This window comes from Ramlibacter sp. GCM10027632 (assembly GCF_042675325.1).
Classification (GTDB): domain Bacteria; phylum Pseudomonadota; class Gammaproteobacteria; order Burkholderiales; family Burkholderiaceae_C; genus Ramlibacter.
On sequence record NZ_JBHTGW010000002.1, the window covers coordinates 381,999 to 405,591 of the forward strand.

The 23,593-nt window shown below is 75.6% G+C and carries 21 protein-coding genes; 8 read left to right on the forward strand and 13 right to left on the reverse strand.

What is annotated here, in order from left to right; all coding sequences use genetic code 11:
* Nucleotides 1-295: 295 nt before the first annotated feature.
* The 11 genes from ACFQZY_RS05240 to ACFQZY_RS05290 form a co-directional block, all read right to left on the reverse strand.
* On the reverse strand, nucleotides 296-1,294 hold the full coding sequence (locus ACFQZY_RS05240; protein ID WP_377413485.1) for an NAD-dependent epimerase/dehydratase family protein: 999 nt from the start codon (nucleotides 1,292-1,294) through the stop codon (nucleotides 296-298).
* Nucleotides 1,291-2,973 carry an FAD-dependent oxidoreductase gene (locus ACFQZY_RS05245; protein ID WP_377413488.1) on the reverse strand — a complete coding sequence of 561 codons (1,683 nt, stop codon included), beginning with the start codon at nucleotides 2,971-2,973 and terminating at the stop codon, nucleotides 1,291-1,293. Before ACFQZY_RS05245 ends, ACFQZY_RS05240 begins: the two co-directional genes overlap by 4 nt.
* Nucleotides 2,970-4,157, reverse strand: a complete 1,188-nt coding sequence (locus tag ACFQZY_RS05250) for a glycosyltransferase family 4 protein (RefSeq protein WP_377413491.1) — start codon at nucleotides 4,155-4,157, stop codon at nucleotides 2,970-2,972. The genes ACFQZY_RS05245 and ACFQZY_RS05250 overlap by 4 nt, the downstream gene beginning before the upstream one ends.
* A gap of 14 nt (nucleotides 4,158-4,171) precedes the next feature.
* Complete coding sequence (locus ACFQZY_RS05255; protein ID WP_377413493.1) at nucleotides 4,172-5,278, reverse strand: glycosyltransferase family 2 protein; 1,107 nt, start codon at nucleotides 5,276-5,278, stop codon at nucleotides 4,172-4,174.
* A complete protein-coding gene (locus ACFQZY_RS05260; protein ID WP_377413495.1) occupies nucleotides 5,275-6,258 on the reverse strand; it encodes a glycosyltransferase family 2 protein in 984 nt (327 codons plus the stop codon). Before ACFQZY_RS05260 ends, ACFQZY_RS05255 begins: the two co-directional genes overlap by 4 nt.
* Nucleotides 6,255-7,598, reverse strand: coding sequence for an O-antigen ligase family protein (locus ACFQZY_RS05265; protein WP_377413497.1), 1,344 nt, complete (start codon nucleotides 7,596-7,598; stop codon nucleotides 6,255-6,257). The genes ACFQZY_RS05260 and ACFQZY_RS05265 overlap by 4 nt, the downstream gene beginning before the upstream one ends.
* Complete coding sequence (locus ACFQZY_RS05270) at nucleotides 7,595-9,151, reverse strand: oligosaccharide flippase family protein (RefSeq protein WP_377413499.1); 1,557 nt, start codon at nucleotides 9,149-9,151, stop codon at nucleotides 7,595-7,597. The genes ACFQZY_RS05265 and ACFQZY_RS05270 overlap by 4 nt, the downstream gene beginning before the upstream one ends.
* Nucleotides 9,152-9,167: 16 nt before the next feature.
* Complete coding sequence (locus ACFQZY_RS05275) at nucleotides 9,168-9,335, reverse strand: hypothetical protein (protein ID WP_377413501.1); 168 nt, start codon at nucleotides 9,333-9,335, stop codon at nucleotides 9,168-9,170.
* A gap of 191 nt (nucleotides 9,336-9,526) precedes the next feature.
* On the reverse strand, nucleotides 9,527-10,411 hold the full coding sequence (locus ACFQZY_RS05280; protein ID WP_377413503.1) for a DMT family transporter: 885 nt from the start codon (nucleotides 10,409-10,411) through the stop codon (nucleotides 9,527-9,529).
* Nucleotides 10,412-10,456: 45 nt separating this feature from the next.
* Nucleotides 10,457-10,957: a methylated-DNA--[protein]-cysteine S-methyltransferase gene (locus ACFQZY_RS05285; RefSeq protein WP_377413506.1), complete on the reverse strand. Its 501-nt coding sequence runs from the start codon at nucleotides 10,955-10,957 to the stop codon at nucleotides 10,457-10,459.
* A 362-nt stretch (nucleotides 10,958-11,319) separates the two neighbouring features.
* Nucleotides 11,320-12,141, reverse strand: coding sequence for an IclR family transcriptional regulator (locus ACFQZY_RS05290; protein WP_377413509.1), 822 nt, complete (start codon nucleotides 12,139-12,141; stop codon nucleotides 11,320-11,322).
* A 115-nt stretch (nucleotides 12,142-12,256) separates the two neighbouring features.
* On the opposite strand from ACFQZY_RS05290, the gene ACFQZY_RS05295 reads away from it, so the two are divergent.
* From ACFQZY_RS05295 to ACFQZY_RS05330, 8 genes are all read left to right on the forward strand, one after another.
* Entirely contained in the window at nucleotides 12,257-13,210 is a 954-nt protein-coding gene (locus tag ACFQZY_RS05295) for an MBL fold metallo-hydrolase (RefSeq protein ID WP_377413512.1), read from the forward strand.
* Nucleotides 13,211-13,250: 40 nt separating this feature from the next.
* On the forward strand, nucleotides 13,251-14,906 hold the full coding sequence (locus ACFQZY_RS05300) for an FAD-dependent oxidoreductase (protein ID WP_377413514.1): 1,656 nt from the start codon (nucleotides 13,251-13,253) through the stop codon (nucleotides 14,904-14,906).
* Nucleotides 14,907-14,923: 17 nt separating this feature from the next.
* On the forward strand, nucleotides 14,924-15,184 hold the full coding sequence (locus tag ACFQZY_RS05305; RefSeq protein ID WP_377413516.1) for a DUF2783 domain-containing protein: 261 nt from the start codon (nucleotides 14,924-14,926) through the stop codon (nucleotides 15,182-15,184).
* Nucleotides 15,185-15,226: 42 nt separating this feature from the next.
* Nucleotides 15,227-16,198 (forward strand): Bug family tripartite tricarboxylate transporter substrate binding protein, encoded by a 972-nt coding sequence (locus ACFQZY_RS05310; protein ID WP_377413518.1) that lies wholly within the window; start codon nucleotides 15,227-15,229, stop codon nucleotides 16,196-16,198.
* Between the two features lie 166 nt (nucleotides 16,199-16,364).
* Nucleotides 16,365-17,747: a phosphomannomutase/phosphoglucomutase gene (locus ACFQZY_RS05315; protein WP_377413520.1), complete on the forward strand. Its 1,383-nt coding sequence runs from the start codon at nucleotides 16,365-16,367 to the stop codon at nucleotides 17,745-17,747.
* Nucleotides 17,744-18,739 (forward strand): lipopolysaccharide heptosyltransferase I, encoded by a 996-nt coding sequence (gene waaC / locus ACFQZY_RS05320; protein WP_377413522.1) that lies wholly within the window; start codon nucleotides 17,744-17,746, stop codon nucleotides 18,737-18,739. Before ACFQZY_RS05315 ends, waaC begins: the two co-directional genes overlap by 4 nt.
* 3 nt (nucleotides 18,740-18,742) lie before the next feature.
* Entirely contained in the window at nucleotides 18,743-20,014 is a 1,272-nt protein-coding gene (locus ACFQZY_RS05325) for a 3-deoxy-D-manno-octulosonic acid transferase (RefSeq protein ID WP_377413524.1), read from the forward strand.
* A 50-nt stretch (nucleotides 20,015-20,064) separates the two neighbouring features.
* Complete coding sequence (locus ACFQZY_RS05330; RefSeq protein WP_377413526.1) at nucleotides 20,065-21,858, forward strand: hypothetical protein; 1,794 nt, start codon at nucleotides 20,065-20,067, stop codon at nucleotides 21,856-21,858.
* On the opposite strand, the gene ACFQZY_RS05335 is transcribed toward ACFQZY_RS05330, so the two are convergent.
* Both ACFQZY_RS05335 and ACFQZY_RS05340 read right to left on the reverse strand, forming a co-directional pair.
* Nucleotides 21,855-23,186, reverse strand: coding sequence for a TolC family outer membrane protein (locus ACFQZY_RS05335; RefSeq protein ID WP_377413528.1), 1,332 nt, complete (start codon nucleotides 23,184-23,186; stop codon nucleotides 21,855-21,857). The genes ACFQZY_RS05330 and ACFQZY_RS05335 overlap by 4 nt on opposite strands.
* A 61-nt stretch (nucleotides 23,187-23,247) precedes the next feature.
* Nucleotides 23,248-23,589, reverse strand: coding sequence for a rhodanese-like domain-containing protein (locus ACFQZY_RS05340; protein WP_377413530.1), 342 nt, complete (start codon nucleotides 23,587-23,589; stop codon nucleotides 23,248-23,250).
* Nucleotides 23,590-23,593: the final 4 nt, after the last annotated feature.

Consider the following 23,593-nt stretch of genomic DNA (forward strand, 5'->3'; position numbering starts at 1 on the left):
GAGGGGCGGCTGCAAGCGAGCGAGGGGCGACTTCGAACGCGCATTGCTCACGCGTGCGAGCGGACCGTGGCGTGAAAAACGACCCGTGTTCCTTCCGGCGCGAAGCCTTCGCGTGTTCGTGCGTGATGCGCGGGCGGGGGCGGCAGGCGGAGGGACCCGTGGGGCCGTGCGCGGGAGCGCACCAGCCCCCCGGGAGGAGCCTGCTGCCCCCGCCCGTGCAGCGCGCTTAGCCGGGGGAAGCCCGGGGAGACCGAGACAACCCGTCGCGTTGCTGCAAGACCTGACCCCAGCCCCCTTACGCCACCCACCCCGCCCGGGTAGGCGCCGCCCGCTGCGCCAGCCACCAGGCCGCGCCCTGGTGCAGCGACGTCGGGTAGGCGGTCCAGGTGAGGCCGAGCTGGCGGGTGGCGGCGGTCGCGTCCAGCCGCAGCTGGCGGGCGAACAGCGCCGGCAGGCCCGGCGACACCGGCCAGGGGCCGCGACCGCGCAGGCGCCGCAGCGCGTGCAGCGGCGCGCCCGCCAGCCAGGCATCCAGCCTCAGCCTCGACGCGGGGACGCGGCGCAGCGGCGTCGCGCCGATGGCCAGCGCCAGGTCGCAGAACCAGGCGTTCCAGCGCGGGCTGTCCGGCGCCGCGAGGTTGTAGACACGGGACCGCGCCGCGCGGCCGCTGCTGCTGGCATCGGCGTCGGCATCGGCATCGGCCCGCAGCGCCGCGAGCGCTGCGCGGGCCACGTCGTCCACATGCACGCCGTTGCTCCAGCCATCGCCACCCGCGCCCAGGTCGCCCAGGCGGCCCGCCACCAGCAGGCCGGCGATGCGCTCCACCCAGAGCCGGCTGCCAGGCCCCCACACACAGCCCGGGCGCAGCACGGTGACGGCGGTGCCTGCCTGCGCCAGCGGCAGCAGCGCCGCCTCGGCCTGGCGCTTGGCCCGCGCGTACCACCCGGTGGCCGGCGCCGACAGCGGCGCGGACTCGTCCACCTCGCCCTCGAGGTCGCCATACACCGCCAGGCTGCTCACATGCACCAGCTGCCGCAGGCCCACCGACCGCGCGGCCCGCGCGAGCGAGGCCGCGCCGGCAGCGATCGCGCCCGGCCCGCCGGCGACGCAGTTGACCACGGCGTCCACCCGCCGCAGCGAGGCGCGCAGCGCCGCCTCGTCGCGGATGTCCAGCCCCAGCGTGCGGCCGCCGGCGCGGCGCCCCGCCGCCACCGGCGCGTGGCCCGCGTCCGCGAGCAGGGCGCACAGGCGTGCGCCGATGAAGCCCGTGCCTCCGAGCACCAGCACTCTCATGTCATGACCTCCAGGTGAGGGGGACGCCGCGGCGCGAGCGCCTGCGCCAGGTGCCGGCCCAGGCGCAGCGACAGCGCCACCAGGGTCAGCGTGGGGTTGGCCTGGCCCGAGGTGGGGAACACCGCGCTGCCGGCCACGTACAGGTTGGCCACGCCGTGCACGCGGCACTGCGCGTCGACCACGCTGGTGCGCGGGTCGCGCCCCATGCGGGTGGTGCCGATGTGGTGGCCGCCGTACGCGCCATAGCGCATCAGGTCCTCGGCCAGGGTCTCGCGCCGGTAGCGGAAGCGACCCGCGCCGCTGCGCGCGAACTCGGCGGCGAAGGCGTCCAGCGTGCGGCCGGCGGACTCGATGTCGGCCTCGCCGTGGCGCCAGTCCACCCGCACGCGGCGCAGGCCCAGCGGGTCCACCGCATCGGCCAGCATCACCCGGCTGTCCGGCCGAGGCTCCTGCTCGCCCTGCACCTCCAGGCTGAAGCGGTTGCCGCGCGGGCGCAGGATCACCGAGGGGAACTTGCGCGCCGCCAGCGTGCGCCGCGCCAGCCAGTGCGCCAGGAAGGCGGTGGCGGCCGGCGCGTCGCGCGCCAGGTTGGCCAGGTGCCGCAGGTGCAGCGCCAGCGTCGGCGGTGTCTCGTCATGCAGGCGCCGGCCGTACTCGTAGGAGACGAGCCGGCGCGCCAGGTACAGCCCCGAGAGCACGCCGCTGCCATGCGCCGGGTCGCTGATGCGCGGGAAGTGCAGCCGAGCCACCGCGTTGAGGACGCCCAGCTCGCGCTGGCGCTGCGCGGGCAGCGAGAGGCGGCGGCGGCAGTAGACGCCGTCGGGCGACACCTCGTAGCCGTGTCGCACCTCGCCGGCCCCCGCCTGCACCTGCAGCTCGCCCACGCTGCCGGCGATGTGGCACATGTAGTAGCGCCCCACCACGCCGTGGCGGTTGCCCACGCCGGCGGGCTGCACGTCGTCCGAGGCGAGCAGCAGGCGCGGCGTCTCCAGCCCGCCGCAGGCCAGCACGTAGGCGCGTGCGCGCACCCGCAGCGGATGCCCCGAGAGCGTGGCCACGTCGAGGCGCTCCACCGCCGCGCCCTGCGGCGCCAGCCGCACCCCGGTGCACACCGCCCCCTGCAGCACGCGCAGGTCGCGCGCCAGCTCGAGGCGGCGGCGGTAGCGGCGGCCGAAGTCGGTGGGGCAGGAGAAGCGCTCCAGCGAGTCGGTGCGCAGAGCCTGCGGGTCCACGCCCGCCACCAGCGGCGCCAGGCCGGGGAACACCTCGCGCGAGGAGTAGGCGAACTCGCCGGCCTCGCACAGCGCATTGGCCTCGCGGTAATGCGGCAGCAGCTCCTCCCACGCGAGCGGCCAGCCGGAGTGCGGCACCCAGGCGCGCGCCTCCAGGTCGATCGGGTCCAGCGGCATGCAGCGCCCGCCCCAGATCGCGCTGGAGCCGCCGAGCCCGCGCAGGCGGTAGCGGTCGGGCGGGCTGTGCCCGCCATTGGCCAGCTCGCCCGCGTAGAGCGCCTGGGCCTGCGGGTCGGCACTGTGGCGGCCGGCCTCCAGCAGCAGCACCTGCAGCCCGCGGCCGGCCAGCGACAGCGCCAGGGCGATACCGGCCGGCCCGCCGCCGACGATGCACAGGTCGGCCCGCAGGACGCTGCCGGCCGGCACGCGATCGGCGTCGCCGATCATGCGGGCTGCTCCCGGCGCACCGCGCCCGAGGTCGGCCGCGCGCCCGACGGCCCCGGCACCGGCCCGGCGCCCGGGACGGCGAGGGCCGCGGCGACGCCGAAGTGGCGGCGGTGCACATCGGCCACCTGGGCGAAGAAGCGCGGCATGGAAAAGGCCCGCAGGTACAGCGCCCGGCCGCGGGCGCGCAGCGCCTCGCGCAGCGCCGCGTCGCCCAGCACCCGGGCCAGCCCGCGGGCCAGGGCCGCCGGGTCGCCCGGCGGCACGAACCAGGCCTCGCGCCCGTCGGCCAGCGCCAGCGGGATCTCGCCCACCGGGGTGCACACCACGGGCACGCCGCGCGCCAGCGCCTCGAGCACCGCCAGCGGCAGGCCCTCGTCGTGCGAGGGCAGGACCAGCGCGTCGGCCCCGGCGAGCAGGCGGGCCACTTCGTCCTGCGCCGCCCAGCCGGCGAAGCGCACCCGCGGGCCCAGGCCCAGCGCCCGCGCCATCGCCTGGTAGCGCGAGGCGTCGCCGCCGCCGGCCAAGGTGAGTTCCACCGCCATCGAGGCCAGCTCGGGCCGCGCCATCGCCTGCAGCAGCTCGGGCACGCCCTTGCGGTCCGACAGGTTGCCCACGAACAGCAGGCGCAGCGGCCCGCTGGCGGCGGGCCGGGGGCGGGCCGGCGCGGGCCCCGGCTCGGGCACGCCATTGGTGACCACCTCCACCCGCGACGCCGGCACGCCGAGCTCGCCGGCCACGAAGGCGGCGGCGTTGTGGCCCAGGACCACGCAGCAGCGCGGCAGGGCGAACACGCGGCGCACCAGCGCCTGCGCCGGCGCCGGCAGCCGGGGCCAGCCGCGATGCAGCTGCGCGGCGTGCAGGTGCAGCACCACCGGCACGCCCAGGCGGTGGCAGGCCACCACCAGCAGGCACTTGCGCACCAGGCTGAGGCGCTCGGCCAGGTTCACGTGCACGCCGGCCAGGCCCTCGTGGCGGGCGCGCGTGACCTGGGCGACGGCGCGCGCCAGCACGCCGAGCGAGGCCGCGGCATGGCCCGCGCCGCGGGTGTCCAGCGGGCGCAGGCGCGCATGGCCCGGCGGCGGCGGGTCGGCCTGCGCCTGGATCAGGTAGTCGGCGACCTTGAACATGCCGCCGCCCACGGGCGACCAGGGGCAGGCGACGAGGATGGTGGGCGGGGTGTCCATGTCGGGGGGCGTCCTCACGAGCGGTGCATCCAGGGCGGGCGGGGGCGGGCGGGCGCGACCGGGGCGATGCCGTCGATGCAGGCGCCGCCCTGCGGCTCGCGCAGCACCCGGCTGGCGATGCGCGCCTGCGGCGGCCGGCGCGGCCTCAGCAGGCCGCGCGCCAGGCCCGCCGCGTTCACGCACCACGAGGCCAGCGCATAGCCGCCGCGCGCCAGCGAGCGCTTGCGCGCCGACACCGCCAGCAGCGGCCCCGCGGCGAGAGCCGCCAGGCCGGCCTGCGCCGGCGCCTGCCAGGCGGCCGGCCAGGGCGCGGCCGCCACCGCCGCCATCGCGCCCCACCAGGCCCACACGCCGGCGTACAGCCGCAGCTCGCCCAGATCGTGCAGCACCAGCCGCAGCCAGGGCCGGCCCAGCGCGGCGCGCAGCACCTCGCCGCTGCCGCAGGCGTAGCCGGTGGTCCAGCGCCGCCACAGCAGGCGCAGGGCGGGCGTGCGGTGGCCCTCGTGGCTCACCGCATCGACCGGCAGCCGCCACAGCTTCCAGCCGCGCACGCGCAGGCGCGCCGCGAGGTCCAGCTCCTCGTAGCTGTGGAGGTTGCGGTCGGAGAGGTAGCCCACCTCGCGGATGGCGCGGCGGCGGTACAGGGCGCCGCCGTCGAGGCGGTCGACCGCGCCGGGCTGGCGGTGCGCCTCCTGCGCCTGCATGCGGCGGGTGCGCTCGCGGTACTCCAGGTTCTGCTGGTTGCGCTCCACCACCCGCCCGCCCACGCCGGCCACCTCGGGATGCTGCGCCAGGAAGGCCAGCGCCTGCTCGAGGAAGCCGGGGGCCAGGCGCATGTCGCCGTCCATGAGGTAGACGTACTCGCCGCGCGCGTGCTGCAGCCCCAGCTGCGGGCCGATGCCGCAGCAGCGCTCGCGCGGGTCCAGCAGCTGCACGATGCGCACCGGGTAGGCGGCGGCGACCGGTACGGTGCGGTCGCGGCTGCACGAGTCGGCCAGCACCACCTCGCCGCCGCCGGCGGCCTCCACCGCGAGCAGCGCGCTGCGGATGGCGCCGGCCACATGGGCCTCCTCGTCCAGCGCCTTGATGATCACGGAGAGCAGGCAGGGGGTGTCCGTCATGGCGCGCACTCCTCGCCGATGTACAGGTCGGCCTCGGCGTTGCGCACCCGCCACCGCTGCCAGCGACCGGCCAGGCCGGGGGGCAGGCACAGCGCCATCGCCAAGGTCAGGAGCCAGCGCCGGTGGGTGCAGCCGTGCCGCGCCTCGAGCAGCCAGCGCAGGGCCAGGCCGCGGCGGCCGGCGGCCAGGGCCTGGCGCGCCAGCGTCACCTGCTGCTGCGCCACGAACCACAGCGCCGAGTCGCGGTGGTGCGCGGGGATGGTGCCGTCCAGCGCCTGCGCGCGCATGCGCACCAGGAACGGCGGGAGGCCGCGCCGCTCGCGCTCGCCGCGCTCGCTGAGGCTGCCCGGTACCCCGCCGCGGATGGTGGCGTACGGCGCGTCCACCACCGCCACCGGCGCCAGGTCGCCGAGGCGGAACCACATGTCCAGGTCCTCGCCGTAGGACTCGCCCTCGGCGAAGCAGGCGTCCAGGGCGTGCAGGCGGGCGGCGCGCACCGCGGCGCTGCTGCTGCACAGGGGGGTGTTGCGCATCCAGCGCTGGCGCAGGTCGTCGATCACCTCCACCTCGCGGAAGCTGGCCGGCACGCGCCAGGCGGGCAGGGGGCCGCCGCCGGCGTCGTTCACCGTGCGAAAGCGGGTGCCCAGGAGGTCGGCGCGCGGGCAGGCGGCATGGGCCCGCGCCAGCGCGGCGAGCATGCCGGGGTGCCAGGCGTCGTCGGCGTCGAGGAAGGCGATCCAGTCGCCGCGCGCCAGCGCGATGCCGCGGTTGCGGGCGGCCGAGACGCCGGCATTGGCCTGGCGCACCAGCCGCAGGCGCGTGTCGCGCAGGGCGCTGACGGCGGCGGCGCTGCCGTCGGTGGAGCCGTCGTCGACGACGATCACCTCCAGCGGCGGCAGCGACTGCGCCAGCGCCGAGGCCACCGTGGCCGGGGCGAAGCGCGCCTTGTTGTACAGGGGGATGACCACCGAGAACTTCATGCCGCAACTCCTGGTCGCAGGGACAGGGGCGCCCGTGCCGCGCGGGCCCGTGCGCCGGGGCCGGCCGCCGCCAGCGTCGCCAGCAGCAGCAGGTGCGTGAACAGCTCGGTGTCGGTGCTTCGCAGCAGCAGCGGCACCTCGCTCACCGAGCGCAGTGCGATCGCCAGGAACAGCGCCAGCGACAGGCCCTGCGTGGCGCGGGCCCGGCGCACCGAGAGCACGGCGAGCACCAGGCCGTAGGCCACGAGGGCGAGCGCGCCCACGCTGCCGGCGCGCGCGGCGTCGTCCATGAACTGGTTGTGGGCGTGGGTGGCGTTGGGCAGGCCGATGCCGGCGCGGTACGCCGGGTCCCACAGCGACAGGCCGTAGCCGAACACCGGGTGCGCGCGCCACTCCTGCGCCGCGGCGGCCCAGATGCGGTCGCGGCCGGTGAGCGAGACCAGCTGCGCGCCCTGCTCGCTCTCCAGGAGGTCCTCCAGGCGCGCGCCGGCCTCGCCGGAGAGCACCCACAGGGCGGTGGCGGCGGCGAGCGTGGCGAGCGCGGCGCACACCGCCACGCCGAAACCCTGGCGGCGCGGGTCGGACAGGCGCCGCCAGAACATGCCGCCGAGGCGCACGCCGGCCATGGCCAGGCTGCACACGAGGAAGGCGACCCAGGCGGTCTTGGACTGCGCGATCACCAGCACCCCCAGCGCCAGCGCCCAGGCCGCCTGGCGCACCCGGCGGCGGGCCGGCGGGCAGGCCCACAGCAGCAGCAGCGCCACCAGCGCCAGCAGGCCCTGCGTGACCGGGTGCGACGCCAGCCCGGCGAAGCGCGGCACGCCGGGCAGCAGGCCGTCGGCGTAGCTCAGGTCCATCACCAGGACGGGGCGCAGCGGCGCCAGCAGCAGGCCGGCGGCCATCAGGGCCAGCAGCGTGTCGCGGGACAGGCGCAGCAGGCGGTCCTTCTCCGCGGGGCTGGCCAGGCAGGTGGCGATGCCGGCCGCCGGTGCGTACAGCAGCTCGTGGCCCACCTGCGGGTGCGCGCCGAACACCGCCGGCGCGGCGATGGTGGCGAGCCAGTAGCCGATGAAGGCCGCCAGCAGCCCGCGCGAGCGCGCCGGCACGCGCAGCGCGAAGTGGTTGGCGACCTGCTCGATCGCGGCGAGCAGCAGCAGCAGCGAGACCACGCGCTGCGCCCAGGCCGCCAGCGGCGGGCGCGGGGCGGGCGCGGCGGCCTGCAGCTGCGCGAAGTGCTCGGCGAGGTCGCGGCCGCCGGCCAGCACGTCCAGCGCGCCGACCAGCAGCATCGCCGGGAAGACCCAGGGCAGCAGCCCCAGCGAGCGCCGCGGCGCCGTCATGGACTGCCTCCGGGCGCGGGCTGCGGCCGCAGGGGGCGCAGCTGGCGCAGCGCCGTGCGCGCCTCCTCGCCGAGCAGGGCCGGGCGCAGGCCGACGAGGCCGGCGGCCGCCGCCAGCGCGCCCAGTCCCCCCAGGGCCAGCGAGGCGGCGGCCTGGACGGCGCCTCCTGCGGCGCCTCCCGCGGCGCCATCCCCGGCGCCAAAGCCGGCGCCGCCAGGCGCGGCGACCGTGGCAAGGGCCAGGCCCGCGGCGGTGCCCGCGCCGCAGGCCAGCGCCAGCCCCGCGCCGCGCAGCGCCAGCGGCAGCAGGCGCGCGCCGGGCAGGGACAGGGCCTGCAGCGCCGCCCGCACGGTGGCCAGGGCGCGCAGGTGCAGCGCCAGCGCCGTCACCGCCGCGACGGCGGCCAGCCCCTGCGGTGCGAGCCACCACCACGCGGGCAGGGCCAGCGCCAGCACCGGCCACTGCAGGCGGGCCTCGAGCCGGCGCCGGCCGGTGTGCCACAGCACCGGCGTCGACAGGCCCCACAGCGCCCAGGCCGGCAGGCAGGCCAGGAGGAGCGCGAGCACGGCGCCGGCCGGCGTCCACGCCGGGCCATAGAGCAGCCGCACGAGCGCGGGGGCCAGCAGCGCCAGCACCGTCGCCGCCGGCACCAGCAGCACCAGGGCGCAGGCCACGGCGGCGAGCCAGCCGCGGGCCAGCGCGCGGGCGTCTCCCGCGAGCTTCGCGCCGGAGGCGAGGAAGGCGGGCTGCACCGCGCCGAGCAGCAGCGTCACCGGGATCTGGGCGAGGTTCCAGGCCAGGGTGTACAGGCCCACGCCGTGCGCCTGCAGGGCGCGGCCGATGACGAGGCGGTCCAGGTTGGCGAGCAGCCAGTTGGCGAGGTTGGTGATGAACACGGCGCGGCCGGTGTCCAGCGCCTGGCCGCCGTCGTCGTGCCGCAGCAGCGGGCGCACCGGGTGCGGGCGCAGCCACCAGGCGCCGGCCAGGGTGGCGGCGGCCTGGGCGACGGCGGCCATGGCCAGGGCCTGCGCGCCCCAGCCGGCCAGGGCCAGGGGCAGGCCGCAGGCGAGGTAGCCGGCGGCGTAGGCCGCCAGCTGCAGCAGGCCGAGGCGGCGGAAGTCCAGCGCGCGCTGCAGCAGGCACAGCGCGGTGCCGCTGGCGGCGGTGAGCACGCAGGCCAGGGCCAGCCAGCGCAGCACCGGGGCCAGCGCGGGCGTGCCGAAGAAGGCGGCGGCGGCCGGCGCGCCCAGCGCCATCGCCAGCGCGCAGGCTGCGCCGGCGAGCAGCTGCCAGGTGAAGGCCAGGCGGATGTCGGCTTCGCCCACGCGGTCGCGCAGCACCAGGCTGTGGCTGAAGCCGGTGCCGGCGAGGAAGCCGGCGAAGGTGAGCACCGCGATGCCCAGGCCGTAGGCGCCGTAGGGGCCGGGCCCGAGCAGCCGGGCCAGCGCCACCTGGGCACCCAGTTGCAGCGCGAAGCGCGCGGCGGTCGTCAGCGCGCTCCAGCGGACGGCCCGTGCGGCGCGCGCGGCGAGGCTGGGGCCGGTAGGGTCCATGGGCGCGCCGCCTGCGTCATCGCGTGCCGCTGGCATGGCGCCGCCAGGCGATGCCGGCCATGAGCGCGGCGCCCGCGAGCAGCAGGTCCAGCGGCCGCGGCGGCGGCGCCGCGGCCTGGCCGAGCGCGGCCGGCGGGAGCAGGCCGGCCAGCAGGGCCAGCGTGGCGGCGAGGGTGGCGTTCATGGGTTCGTCCTGGCATCGGGGTGTCTGCGGACGGCATGGTGGATTCCGCCCTCGAGCAGGAGCGTCGGAAAACGCCGCCTTGCGATGGCTCTTTCAGGCTATCGGGTCTCCGGGGCCCTGCCCGAAGCGCGACCCGCGTCCAGCGGCCCTTGCGCCTGCTGCGGCCTCCCGGCCCGGGGCGCGATCCCGGTTCAGCGGCGCGGCAGCTTGACCACGCCGGTGGACAGCGCGGTGCCCAGCACGATCACCACGCCGCAGGCCAGCATCCAGGCGCTGACGGATTCGCCCAGGAAGACGACGCCGTAGACCACGGCGAAGACCGGCACGACGAAGGGGACGGCCAGGGCGCGCGCCGGGCCGAGCCGCTCGATCAGGCGGAAATACAGCACATAGGCCAGGCCGGTGCACAGCACGCCGGCGGCCAGTGCCGCGATCCAGGCGGTGGCGCCGGGCAGGCGCGGCGGGGCGAACCACAGGGCCGGCAGCAGCAGGCCCAGCGTGGCCCCCAGCAGGCTGCCGGTGGCGGTGACCAGGGGCGGGATGCCGGTCAGGTACACCTTGGTGAAGCTGGCGGCGATGCCGTAGCACAGGCAGGCGCCGAGGCAGGCGAGCACCGCCCAGGCCGGTGCGACGCCCGAGGCGCCCGGGGCGATGCCGGTCTTCTCGCCGGCCAGCAGCGCGACGCCGGCGAAGCCGATCGCGAGGCCGGCCAGGCGTGAGCCGTCGGGCCGGTCCTTGAGCCAGAGCCAGGCCACCAGCGCGCCGAACATGGGGGTGGTCGCATTGAGGATGGACGACATCCCGGTGCTGATCGAGCGCAGCGAGAAGGCGTAGAGCGTGAAGGGGATGCCGGAATTGAGCAGGCCGACGAAGAAGCTGGCCTTCCAGTGCCGGCGCAGCACGCCCAGGTGGCCGCGCAGGGCTACCACGGGAAGCAGCACCGCGGCGGCGATGACCACGCGCATCAGCGCGGTGCCGAGCGCGCCGAATTCGCCGACGGCCAGCAGCATGAACAGGAAGGACGCGCCCCAGAGGGCGGCCAGCAGGATGAATTCGGCGAGGACGGACAGGGGCATGGGGCAGGGCGGGGAGGGCGCCGCCTCATGCCCGGCTTGCGGGGCTCAGTGCAGCACGCCTTCGAGGCGCAGCAGCGCCGTCTTGCGTTCGAGCCCGCCAGCATAGCCGGTCAGTGCGCCGCCGACACCGAGCACGCGGTGGCAGGGGACGACGATGCTCACCGGGTTGCGGCCGACGGCGGCGCCCACGGCGCGGGCCGCTGCCGGCACGCCCAGGCGGGCGGCGAGGTCGCCATAGCGCACGGTGGCGCCGGAGGGGATGGCCTGCAGGGCCTGCCAGACGCGGGCCTGGAAGGGCGTGCCGCCGGCGAGGTCCAGCGGCAGGTCGAAGGCCTGGCGGCGGCCGGCGAAGTAGTCGTCCAGCTGGCGGCGGGCGGCATCGAAGACGGGCAGGCCGGGGTGCGGGGACCACTGCCTGGCGGCGTCGGGCCAGTGCTTCTGCCCTTCGAACCACAGGCCGGCGAGTCCGCGCGGGGTGGCCGCGAGCAGCACCGGGCCGAGGGGGCTGTCGTAGGACGCGGTGTGGCGGGGGGCGGGGGAGGGCATGTCGGGCTCCTGGGGCAGGTGGGGCGAGCGGGCCATGATAAGCAGACGGGTTGCCGCTGGGGGTGGAATCCCTGCCGGGGGGCGGGTTGGGGTCAGGTCTTGCATCAACGCGACGGGTTGTCTCGGCCTCCCCCGGCTTCGTCCGGCCGGGCGCGCTGCACGGGCGGGGGCAGCAGGCTCCTCCCGGGGGGCCGGTGCGCTCCCGCGCACGGCCCCACGGGTCCCTCCGCCTGCCGCCCCCACCCGCGCATCACGCACGACCACGTGAAGGCTTCGCGCCGGAAGGATCACGCGTCATTTTTCGCCCGAACCTCACCGGAGAAGGCGCGCAAGGCCGCGTTGATGCAAGACCTGACCCCCGATCACCCCGGCGCCACGCCCCCCAGCCGGGTGGTGATTTCCCGCGCCGCCTCGCGTACCGCCTGGGCCGCAGGGCTGGACCAGGCGGCCGGCAGGCGGTCCTGGTGGTCGGTGGCGGTGATCACCAGGACCGGGTTGCCCTCCAGGTCGAACACCGGCGCGCTGAACGCGTTCACCCCCGGGATCGGGCTGCCCATGGCGCGGCTCACGCCATGCCGCTGCGCCTCGGCGCGGATGTCGTCGAGCTCGGCCAGGCGCTGGCGGAACTGCGACGCCGGCATGGGCTCGCCCAGCGCGCCGGCGATGGCCTGCTTGAGCCGGTCGGCCGGCATGGCCGTGGCGAAGGCACGGCCGGTCGCCGTGTCGAAGATGGACAGCACGCTGCCGATGCGCAGCGACACATGCAGCGGCTGGCTCGCCTCGATCAGCCGCACCACCGTCGGCCCGAAGTTGCCCCACACCGATACCGCCACCGCATGCCCCGTGCGCGTCGCCAGCGCCCGCACCACCGGCTCGGCGGCCTGCAGCGGGTCCAGCCGGCGCAGGCAGGCCAGGCCCACCCGCAGGGCCGCGGGACCGAGGTCGTAGCGGCCCGTGGCGTCCTGCTCGATCAGGCCCAGGCGGGCATAGCTCACGAGGTAGGGGTGGGCGCGCGAGGGCGTCATGTCGGCGCGGGCGGCCAGGTCCTTGAGGCTCAGGGCGCTGCCGCTGTCGGCCAGGGCCAGCAGCAGCCGGCCGCCAACCTCCACCGACTGCACCGCGCGCTGCGACTTGTCCTCGGCCTCGTCGGCGGCCGGGGAGACGGAATCAGGGTTTCTTCGCATGGGACAAACGAGTTTGACACAAACGGATGGTGTCCGTATATTTGCAATAAGCGAATGCGTTCGCAAAAAACAAATCCGGGACGGGCCGCCGTCCCCCAGCTCCTGAAGGACCCCCATGGCCAAGACCTTTGCCTCCGCCGCCGACCTCGAACAGAAGAAGGTCAGCTTCACCCAGATTTCCGAGCACGCCTGGGCCTACACCGCCGAGGGCGACCCCAACACCGGCATCATCATTGGCGACGACGCCGTGCTGGTGGCCGACACCCAGGCCACGCCCGCCATGGCCGCCGACGTGATCCGCCGCATCCGCGAGGTCACCGACAAGCCGATCAAGTACGTGGTGCTCACGCACTACCACGCGGTGCGCGTGCTGGGCGCCAGCGCCTATGGCGCGCAGCAGGTGCTGGCCAGCCAGGACACCTACGACCTGATCGTCGAGCGCGGCGAGCAGGACAAGGCCAGCGAGATCGGCCGCTTCCCCCGCCTGTTCCAGAACGTGGAGACCGTGCCCGCCGGCCTGACCTGGCCGACCATGACCTTCACCGGCAAGATGACCGTGTGGCTCGGCAAGCTGGAAGTGCAGCTGCTGCAGGTCGGCCGCGGCCACACCAAGGGCGACACCGTGGTCTGGCTGCCCGGCGAGAAGACCCTGCTCTCCGGCGACCTCGTCGAGTTCGACGCCACCCCCTACGCCGGCGACGCCTACTTCCAGGACTGGCCGCAGACCCTGGACAACATCGCCGCCCTGGGCCCCAAGGCCCTGGTGCCGGGCCGCGGCCCCGCCCTGATCGGCGAGCCGCAGGTCCAGGCCGGCCTGGAGGGCACCCGCAGCTTCATCAGCGACCTGTGGGCCGCGGTCAAGCCCGGCGCCCAGGCCGGCAAGCCGCTGCGCGCCGTCTACGAGGAGGCCTTCAAGGCCATGCAGCCGAAGTACGGCGACTGGGTCATCTTCAACCACTGCATGCCCTTCGACGTGACCCGCGCCTACGACGAGGCCACCGCGCACCGCGACCCGCGCATCTGGACCGCCGAGCGCGATCGCCAGATGTGGGAGGCCCTCGAGGGCTGATCCCGCCCCGGACCCGACGCAACCCGCAGGAGACCGCGCGATGAAGCCCAACGACATCCCCGCCTACGCATTCCGCGGCACCGGTGAAGCGGTGCAGGCGATCCAGTTCCCCTACCGCCGCAGCGCCGACCAGGACGCCACGCAGCCAGTCCACCACCCGGTGGTCATCGTCGGCGCGGGCCCGGTGGGCCTGTCCCTGGCGATCGACCTGGCCCAGCGCGGCCAGCCCGTGCTGCTGGTGGACAACGACGACAAGCTGTCCATCGGCTCGCGCGCCCTGTGCTTCGCCAAGCGCGCCCTGGAGATCTGGGACCGCCTGGGCGTGGGCGACCCGATGGTGGACAAGGGCGTGTCCTGGAACGTCGGCAAGGTGTTCCTGCAGGACCAGCAGGTCTACCAGTTCAACCTGCTGCCCGAGGATGGCCACGAGCGCCCGGCCTTCATCAACCTGCAGCAGTACTACTGCGAGGCCTACCTCGTCGAGCGCGCGCTGCAGCTGCCGAACATCGAGATCCGCTGGAAGAACACGGTCACCGGCATCGCGCCGCGCGAGGACGGCGCGCTGCTGACGCTGGACACGCCCGAGGGCGCCTACCAGGTCGACGCCGGCTGGGTGATCGCCTGCGACGGCTCGCGCTCGCCGGTGCGCAACCTGATGGGCCTGGACAGCAAGGGCCGCATCTTCAAGGACCGCTTCCTCATCGCCGACGTGAAGATGAAGGCGGATTTCCCCACCGAGCGCTGGTTCTGGTTCGACCCGCCGTTCCATCCCGGCCAGAGCGTGCTGCTGCACCGCGAGCCCGACGATGTCTGGCGCATCGACTTCCAGCTCGGGTGGGATGCCGACCCGGAGACCGAGAAGAAGCCCGAGAACATCATCCCGCGCGTGCAGGCCCTCCTGGGCAAGGACACCGAGTTCACCCTCGAGTGGGCCAGCGTCTACACCTTCGCCTGCCTGCGCATGGACAAGTTCGTGCACGGCCGGGTGGTGTTCGCCGGCGACAGCGCGCACGGCGTCTCGCCCTTCGGCGCGCGCGGCGCCAACAGCGGCGTGCAGGACACCGACAACCTGGCCTGGAAGCTGGACTGGGTCCTCAAGGGCCGCGCCCCCGTGGCCCTGCTCGAGACCTACGGCCCCGAGCGCCAGTACGCGGCGGACGAGAACATCCTCAACTCGACGCGCGCCACCGACTTCATCACGCCCAAGAGCGAGATCAGCCGCCTGTTCCGCGACCAGGCGCTGGGCCTGGCGCGCGACCACGACTTCGCCCGCCGCATCGTCAACAGCGGCCGCCTCTCGGTGCCCGCCACGCTGCACGGCTCGCCGCTGAACACGCCCGACGCCGACAGCTTCCAGGGCCGCATGGTCCCGGGCGCTCCCCTGACCGACGCGCCGGTGCAGCGCGAAGGCCGCGACACCTGGCTGCTGCGGTCGCTCGGCCCCGAGTTCACCCTGCTGGTGTTCGGCGACGCGCCGGCCTGGGCCGCGGGCCTGCCGAACGTGACCGTCCTGTGCGTGGGCGCCGACCTGCGCGATACGCGGGGCCTGGTCGCCCAGCGCCTGGACGCCACCCCCGGCACCGCCTACCTGCTGCGCCCCGACCAGCATGTCTGCGCCCGCTGGCGCCAGCCCACCGAGGCCGGCGTGCGCGCCGCCCTGGCGCGGGCCACCTGCACCGCCGCCATCCTGGCCTGAACCCGAGGAGACCCCCGATGCTGAACACGCAACCGAACATGGCCTCGTACGACGACTTCTACGAGGCGCTGATCTCCGCCCACCAGGGCCTGTCCACCGCCGAGAGCCACGCCATGAACGCGCGCCTGGTGCTGCTGCTGTCCAACCACATCGGCGACCTGGCGGTGCTGCAGGAGGCCCTGCGCATCGCCCGCGGCCAGCCGGCCGCCGCCGAGTCCGCCTCGCTGGCGGGCCGCGCCGCCATCACCCCGGTCGCGCCCTCGCACGCGGCGGCCTGACCGATCCCCCTTCCCACCCGACGTCCACCGAAGGAGACAACCATGATCAACCGCAAGCAATTCATCGCCCTCGCGGCGTCCGCCCTGGCCCTCGTGTCCGGCGCGGCCCAGGCGCAGGCCCAGGCCAAGCCCGTCGAATGGGTGGTCGGCTACCCCGCCGGCGGCGGCTCCGACATCGTCGCGCGCACCATCGCCGAGGCCATGGGCAAGAGCCTGAACCGCCCGATCGTGGTCAGCAACAAGCCCGGCGCCGGCACCAACATCGCTGCCGACTACGTGGCCCGCTCCAAGGACTTCGGCAACATCGTCTTCACCGCCGACTTCGCCACCCTCGCGGCCAACCCCTTCCTGTTCTCCAAGCTGACCTACGACGCGCAGAAGGACTTCCAGCCGGTCGGCCTGCTGGTGCGCTTCCCGATGTTCCTGGTGGTCAACCCCGGCATCCCCGCAGCCAACTACAAGGAGTTCGCCACCTGGGCCAAGGCCCAGAAGGACCCGGTGCCCTGGGGCTCGGCCGGCCCGGGCAGCCCGCACCACCTGGTGGGCGAGCTGTTCCGCGAGTCCAGCGGCCTGAAGCTGCAGCACGTCGCCTACCGCGGCGCGGCCCCGGCGATCCAGGACGTGGTGGCCGGCCAGATCCCGGCGATGTGGATCGACAGCGCCACCGTGCTGCCCTTCATCGAGGGCAAGAAGGTCAAGGTGATCGGCGTGGCCTCGGCCAAGCGCCTGAACCTGCTGCCCGAGGTGCCGACGCTCAACGAGCAGGGCCTCAAGGGCTTCGAGGGCTACGCCTGGCAGGGCCTGGTGGTGCCCACCGGCACGCCGGCCGACGCCGCCGCCGGCTTCGCCAAGGCGCTGCAGGACGCCCTGGCCTCCACCCCGGTGAAGGCCCGCATGCAGGCCCTGGGCGTGGAGCCCATGCCCGGCACGCCCGCCGACATGGCCAGCTTCTCCCGCACCGAGCGCGAGAAGTGGGGCGGCGTGATCACCAAGGTCGGCGTCAAGCTCGACTGACGCCGCTCGCGGCGGGGCCGGTCGGGGGCCGCCCGATTTCGTCTCCCGATCGATCCGCGCCGAGGCTGCGCGGCAGCCCGCGCCCGCCCCTTGCGCGAGGCGGCTTCCTGCTACGATCCCCGCGCCGCGCCCTTCACGGCGCCGCGGATCCCGCAGGAAACCACCCATGCCTCTGTCCCCCTCGATCTTCAAGGCCTACGACATCCGGGGCATCGTCCCGTCCACCCTCGACGAGTCGGTGGCCGAGTCGCTGGGCCGGGCCTTCGCCGCGGCGGCCCGGGCCGCCGGCGAGTCCTGCGTGGCGGTGGGGCGCGACGGTCGCCTGTCCGGCCCGGCGCTGTCCGCCGCCCTGGTGCGCGGGCTCACCGCCGGCGGCGTCGACGTGCTCGACGTCGGCATGGTCACCACCCCGATGCTGTACTTCGCCGCGAGCACCGAGTGCCGCAGCGGCATCCAGGTCACCGGCAGCCACAACCCGCGCGACTACAACGGCTTCAAGATGGTGCTGGCCGGTCGCGCCATCTTCGGCGAGGAGATCCGGGCCCTGCGCCGCGCCATGGAGGGCGCGCAGCCCGACGCGCCGCGCCGCGGCGCCGTGCGCACGCTGGACATCTTCCCGGCCTACCGTGAGCGCATCGCCTCGGGCGTGCGGCTCGCCCGCCCGATGAAGATCGTGGTCGACTCCGGCAACGGCATCGCCGGCGCCTCGGCCCCGGCGATCTTCCGCGCGCTGGGCTGCGAGGTGGTCGAGCTGTTCTCCGAGGTGGACGGCAACTTCCCCAACCACCACCCCGACCCGAGCAAGCCCGAGAACCTGCGCGACCTGATCGCCGCGCTCCAGGCCACCGGCGCCGAGCTGGGCCTGGCCTTCGACGGCGACGGCGACCGCCTGGGCATCATCACCCCCAGCGGCGCCAACATCTTCCCGGACCGCCAGATGATGCTGTTCGCCCGTGACGTGCTCTCGCGCGTGCCCGGCGGCGCCATCCTGTTCGACGTCAAGTGCACGCAGCGCCTGGCCCCCGCGATCCGCGAGGCCGGCGGCGTGCCGATGATGTTCAAGACCGGCCACTCCCTGATCAAGGCGCGCATGAAGGAGGTCGACTCTCCCCTGGGCGGCGAGATGAGCGGCCACATCTTCTTCAAGGAGCGCTGGTACGGCTTCGACGACGGCACCTACGCCGGCGCCCGCCTGCTGGAGATCCTCTCGCGCGAGGCCGACCCGGGCGCCGTGCTGGAGGCCCTGCCCTCCAGCTTCTCCACCCCCGAGCTGAACGTGGCCTGCGCCGAGGGCGAGCCGCACGCGCTGGTCGAGCGGCTGGTGGCAGGCGCGACGTTCGCCGCGCCTGCCGAGGTCTCCACCATCGACGGCCTGCGCGTCGACTGGCCCGACGGCTTCGGCCTGATCCGCGCCTCCAACACCACGCCGGTGCTGGTGCTGCGTTTCGAGGGCCACACCGAGGCGGCGCTGCACCGCATCGAGGCGGACATGCTGGCGCTGCTTCGCAGCGTCAAGCCCGATGCCCGCGTCGGCGAGGCCGCGCATTGAGGGTCCTCATCGTCAAGCTGTCCTCGCTGGGGGACGTGGTGCAGACGCTCCCCGTGCTGCACGACATCCAGGGCCAGTTCCCGCAGGCGCGCATCGACTGGGTGGTGGAGGAGGCCTTCGCCCCGCTGGTGCGGCGCGCCGCGCGGGTCGACCGGGTGCTGCCCATCGCCCAGCGCCGCTGGCGCAAGGCCCGGTTCGACCCCGTCCACCGGCAGGAGCGCCGCGCCTTCTTCGAAGCACTGCGTGCCCAGGCCTATGACGCGGTGATCGACTGCCAGGGACTGCTCAAGTCGGCCCTGGTCGCGCGGCGCGCGCGGCTGGCGCCGGGCGGTTTCTCCGCCACCTTCGGCAACGCCAGCGAGCTGTGCGGGTACGAGTGGCCCGTGCGCTGGCTGCTGCAGCGGCCCCTGCCCATGCCCGCGCGGATCCATGCCGTGGCCCGCACCCGGCTGCTGGTGGCCCAGGCGCTGGGCTATGCCGGCCTCGGCGTGCTCGAGCAGCCGCCCACCTATCCCTGGCGCCGCCGGGCGCCGGCCGGCGTGCCGCAGGTGCTGCTGGCGCACGGCACGACCCGCGCCGACAACGAATGGCCCGCCGCCCACTGGGCCGAGATCGGCCGCCGGCTCACCGCGCAGGGCTGCGAGGTGCAGCTGCCGCAGGCGAGCGACGCCGAGGGGGCGCTGGCCGACCGCATCGCCCGGGAGATCGGCGCCAGCGCCCGGGTGCTGCCCCGCATGGGCCTGCCGGCGCTGCTGGAGCACATGGAGGGCCTGAGCGGGCTGGTCGGCGTGGACTCCGGCGTGGCCCACATGGGCGTCGCGCTGGACCTGCCGGTGGTGGAAATCTTCAGCCAGCCGCGCGCCTGGCGGGCCGGGCCGGTGGGCCGCCCGCACCAGTGCGCCGTGGGCGGCGAGCGCGCGCCGTCGCCCGACGAGGTCTGGAACGCATGGCAGGCCTGCTGGCAGGCGCGCCCCGACGTCGAGGCGGGCTGAGCCATGGCCCTGGCGCGTGCGCTCTACTCGCTCGCCACCGGCGCGGCCCAGCCCCTGCTGCGCCGCAAGTTGCGCCGGCGCGGGGTGGCCGAACCCGGCTACCTCGAGGCCGTGGAGGAACGCTTCGGCCGGTACGCGCAGCCGGCCGAGCCCGGCGCGCTGTGGATCCATGCGGTCTCCCTCGGCGAGACGCGGGCCGCCGCCATCCTGGTCCACGCGCTGCGCGAGCGCGCGCCCGGCCTGCGCCTGCTGCTCACGCACGGCACCGCCACCGGCCGCGCCGAGGGCGCCCGCCTGCTGCGCCCCGGCGACCGGCAGGCCTGGCTGCCCTGGGACACCCCGGGCGCGGTGCGCCGCTTCCTCGCGCACCACCGGCCCTGCGCCGGCGTGCTGATGGAGACCGAGGTCTGGCCCAACCTGGTGGCGCTGTGCGCGCGCCAGGGCGTGCCGCTGGCGCTGGCCAACGCGCGGCTCTCCGGCAAGTCGATGGCGCAGGCGCTGAAGTGGCCCGCGCTGTCGCGGCCGGCCTATGGCGCGCTGGCCGCGGTGTGGGCGCAGACGCAGGCCGACGCCGAGCGGCTCGCGCGCGTCGGCGCGCGCGTCGACGGCGTCTTCGGCAACCTCAAGTTCGACGCCCGCCCCGACCTCGCGCAGCTCGAACGCGGCCTCACCTGGCGCGCGCAGGTCGATGCGCCGGTGGTGATGTTCGCCAGCTCCCGCGAAGGCGAGGAGGCGGCCTTTTTCCGCGAGGTCGCGGCGCGCCGCGGCCAGGGCCTGCGCTGGCTGGTGGTGCCGCGGCACCCGCAGCGCTTCGACGAGGTGGCGCAGCTGGCGCAGGCCGCCGGCCTGTCGGTCTCGCGCCGCAGCGCCTGGGGCGAGGGCGGCCCGGCGCAGGCCGATGTCTGGCTCGGCGATTCGCTGGGCGAGATGGCGCTGTACTACGGCCTGGCCGATGCGGCCCTGCTCGGGGGCAGCTTCGAGCCGCTGGGCGGGCAGAACCTGATCGAGGCCGCGGCCTGCGCCTGCCCGGTGGTGATGGGCCCCCACACCTTCAATTTCGCCGAGGCCGCGGACAACGCGCAGGCCGCCGGCGCGGCCCTGCGGGTGGCCGGCCTCGGGGAGGGCGTGGCCCGCGCCGCCGCCCTCGCGGCCGACGCGACCGCCCGCTCGGCGATGGCGCAGGCGGCGCAGGATTTCGCCGCCGCCCACCGCGGCGCCGCCGCCCGTACGGCCGACGCGGTGCTCGCGCTGGCGGCGCGCCGAGGCGCCCGCTAACCTCGCCCGCCACACCGCCACCGCCCGGCGGGCCGAGGAGGGCGTCCCCCATGCAGCCGAAGCCAACCGCCGGGAGCCCTGCCTCCTGGTCCCCCGCGCCGCTCATGCACGCGCTGGCGCAGCACCCGCTCCCGCCGCCGACGCCTGCCTTGCCGGAGGGCCCGGACCTCGCCGTCGGCCTGTCGCCGCCGAACCTGCGGGGCCTGGCCGGGCGGGGCCGCCTGGACGGGCGCGACGTGGCGGCGGGCACGCCGGGGCAGGCGCGCAGCGGCGCGCTACAGGGCGGCGCGGGGCCCGGCGAGGTCCCGCCGGCCGTCGCCGGCGGCGGCCCCGGGCCGGCGCCCGCCGAGACCTTCGACCACCGCATGGCGAGCGCGCTGTCCGGCCTGGTCCGCACCTCGTCGGCCTGCACGCCCGAGGCCCAGGCGGCCCACGCCGCCCAGGCGGCGGCGCTGATCGGCGTGGCGGGGCTGGCGCCGGCCGGGCGCGAGGCCCTGGCGCGCCGGGTGGCCGAGGCCTGCCTGGAAGGCGTGCCGGGCGTCACGCTGATGGGCACACCCGGCCCCACGCCAGGCCCCACGCCAGGTACGACGCCCTTCACCACCGTCGAGGTGCCGGTGGCCACGGCAACCGCGCTCATGCGCGCCATCGTGCAGGCCCTGCCTGCGGGCGCCGCCCGCGAGGCCTGGTGCGAGGCGCTGCACCGGCACGCGCGCGACCTGATCGCCACCCGCAGCCCGCCACTGGCGTGGGTCGACCGCTTCGCCCGCGCGCTGGGTGACCTGCACGGCGGCCGGCAGATGCCGGTACCCACGCTGCGCGCGCTGGTCAGTCCCCTGGTGCGCGAAGCCTCCCGCCTGCCGGCGACCAGCCTGCTGGCCTTTGCGGAGGGCCTGTCGTACAGCCTGGGCGAGCCCCGCATCGCACCCGGGGCGCTGCGCGAGTTGCTGCGGCTGCCGCTGGCCCTGGTACCGCTGCGCGACCCGGCGGACATGGCCGGCGCGATGTGGCTGTTCACCCGCGGCGCCGGCGGGTCCTGGCTCTCGTCGGCGCAGGCCGAGGTCCTGATGGGCGGCCTGCTGGAGGCCGACGACCTGCCGCCCGAGTCCCTGGGCTACATGGCCTGGGCCCTGGCCCGCGCCCGCCTCGCCGGCGTAGCGCCGATGTCGCCCGAGGCGCCGATCCATGCGGACGACCCTCCGCCCGCAGCCGACCTGCTGCTGGTCATGGCCCGGCAGGCATCACCCGCCGAGACCGGCCGGCTGCTGATGGCGGTGGGCGTGGCGCTGCGGTCCGAGGACCAGGTGGCCGGCTGGGTGCAGACCCTGCTGCCCCGGATGGTGGCCATGCACGGCGCCTGGACGCCGCTGCAGGTGGCAGCAGCGGCCTGCGGGCTGGCCGTCGGCATCTCCGATGGCGCGCTGCCGCGCCCGATGGAGGGCTCGCTGCAAGCCGTGCTCAAGCTGACGCGGGGCGGTCCCTGGGGCGCGCCCCGGGGCCTGGCACCGGCGCAGCTGGGCGTGGCGCTGGCCGCGCGGCCCCTGCAGGTACTGGCGGAGCCCGCGCTGTCGCCCGGCGACCAGATGGCGCTGCTGGAGGCGGTCTTTTCCATCCCGCGGGTGCTGGATGGCCGCAGCGTCCCGGCGCTGTTCAGCCAGGTCCTGGCCCTGGACCTGCCCACCGAACGCAAGGCCGAGGTGCTGGCGATGCTGATGCGCCTGGGCTCGGCGCATGTCACGCCGCAGATGCTGGAAGCGGCGCGCGCGCTGGGTCCCGACGCGAAGGGCGGCGCGGCGGGCCCCGGCGGGGTGGCGCGAGGCGCGCCGGGCCCGGGCGGGACTTAGCGCGCCAGCAGCCCGTTGATGGCGTTCAGGTCCTCGGCCTGCAGCGAGCCGTTGGCCTGGCGCAGCTTGAGCTGGCCGAGCAGCACGTTGTAGCGGGCCACGGCGAGGTCGCGCTTGGTCTGGAACAGCTGGCTCTGCGCGTTCAGCACGTCGATGTTGATGCGCACGCCCACCTGGTAGCCCAGGCGGTTGGCGTCCAGCGCGCTCTGGCTGGAGGCCTCGGCGGCCTCCAGCGCCTTGACCTGGCCGGCCCCCGAGACCACGCCGAAGTACGCGGTGCGGGTGGCCTGCGCGACGTCGCGGCGGGCCTTGTCGAGGTCGGCCTGGGCCTTGTCTTCCAGCGACAGGGTCTCGCGCACGCGGTTCTGCACGGCGAAGCCGGCGAACAGCGGCACGCTCAGGGTGACGCCGAACTGGTCGACCGTCGAGCGCGAGCTGGTGCCGACGGTGACGTTACCGTTGATGTTGCGGGTCTGGCTGCGGCTGGCGGTGAGGTCCAGCGTGGGCAGGTGGCCGGCCTTGGCCTTGGTCGTCTCCAGGCGGGCCACCTCGAGGTTGAGGCGGGCCTGCTGGATCGCGGGGCTGATGTCCTCGGCCTGGCGCACCCAGGCCTCCGGGTCGGCCGGCTGCGGCTGGGGCAGGGCCAGCGGCGATGCCAGCGGCGCGGGCTGGGCGTCGGTCTTGCCGGTGACGGTGTCCAGCGCCAGCTTCTTGACCCGCAGGTCGTTCTCGGCGGCGATCTCCTGCGAGACCACCAGGTCGAAGCGGGCCTGCGCCTCGCGGGTGTCGGTGATGGTGGCGGTGCCCACCTCGAAATTGCGGCGGGCCGAGGCGAGCTGCTCGCTCACCGCGGCCTTCTGGGCGCGCACGAAGGCCAGCGTGTCCTGGGCGGCGAGCACGTCGAAGTAGGCCTGGCTCACGCGGATCACCAGGTCCTGGCTGGCGACGGTGAGCTGCGCGCGGGCGGCCTCGGCCTGGCGCCGGCCCTGCTCGTAGGCCGCCAGGTTGGCCGGCCGGTACAGCGGCTGGGAGGCCTGGATCGCGGCGTTGCGGGTGCCGAACTCGCGGTTCGTGGTGGTGGCGCCGGACTTGCTGGTCAGGTCGGACTCGCTGGCCGTGGCGCTCAGGCCCACCGTGGGCAGCAGGCCGGCGCGGGCCTGGTCGGCGCGGTACTGGGCCGCCTCGAAGCTGGCGCGGGCCGACTGCCAGGCCGCGTCGTGCGCGCGGGCCGACTCGTACAGCGCCTGCAGGCTCTGGGCCTGGGCCGCGCCACCGAGGAAGGCCAGGCCGAGGGCCAGGGGCAGGGGCAGCAGTCGCAGCGAGTTCATCATCCGTCCGTCCTCTTGGGTGTTGTCGTGGGTTCTTCGGTCCCGGCGCCGGCGGGGCCGGTCAGTAGCGGGGCACGGCGGGGTCGCGCTCCATCGACCAGGCGTCGATGCCGCCGGCGACGTTGGCCACATGGTCGTAGCCGTTGCGCGCCAGGAACGCCGCCACCTGGTAGCTGCGCATGCCGTGGTGGCACAGGCAGGCCACCGGGCGCTGCGGGTCGATCTCGGCCAGGCGCGCGGGGATCGACTGCATCGGGATCTGCAGCAGCTCGAAGCCCTCGGGCGTGACGCTGGCGAAGGCGGTCTCCACCGGCTCGCGCACGTCCAGCAGCAGGGGCGCGCCCTCGGCATCCTGGCGGGCGAACCAGTCGGAGAGCTGGGCGGGGCGGACCTGGTCGATCATCCGG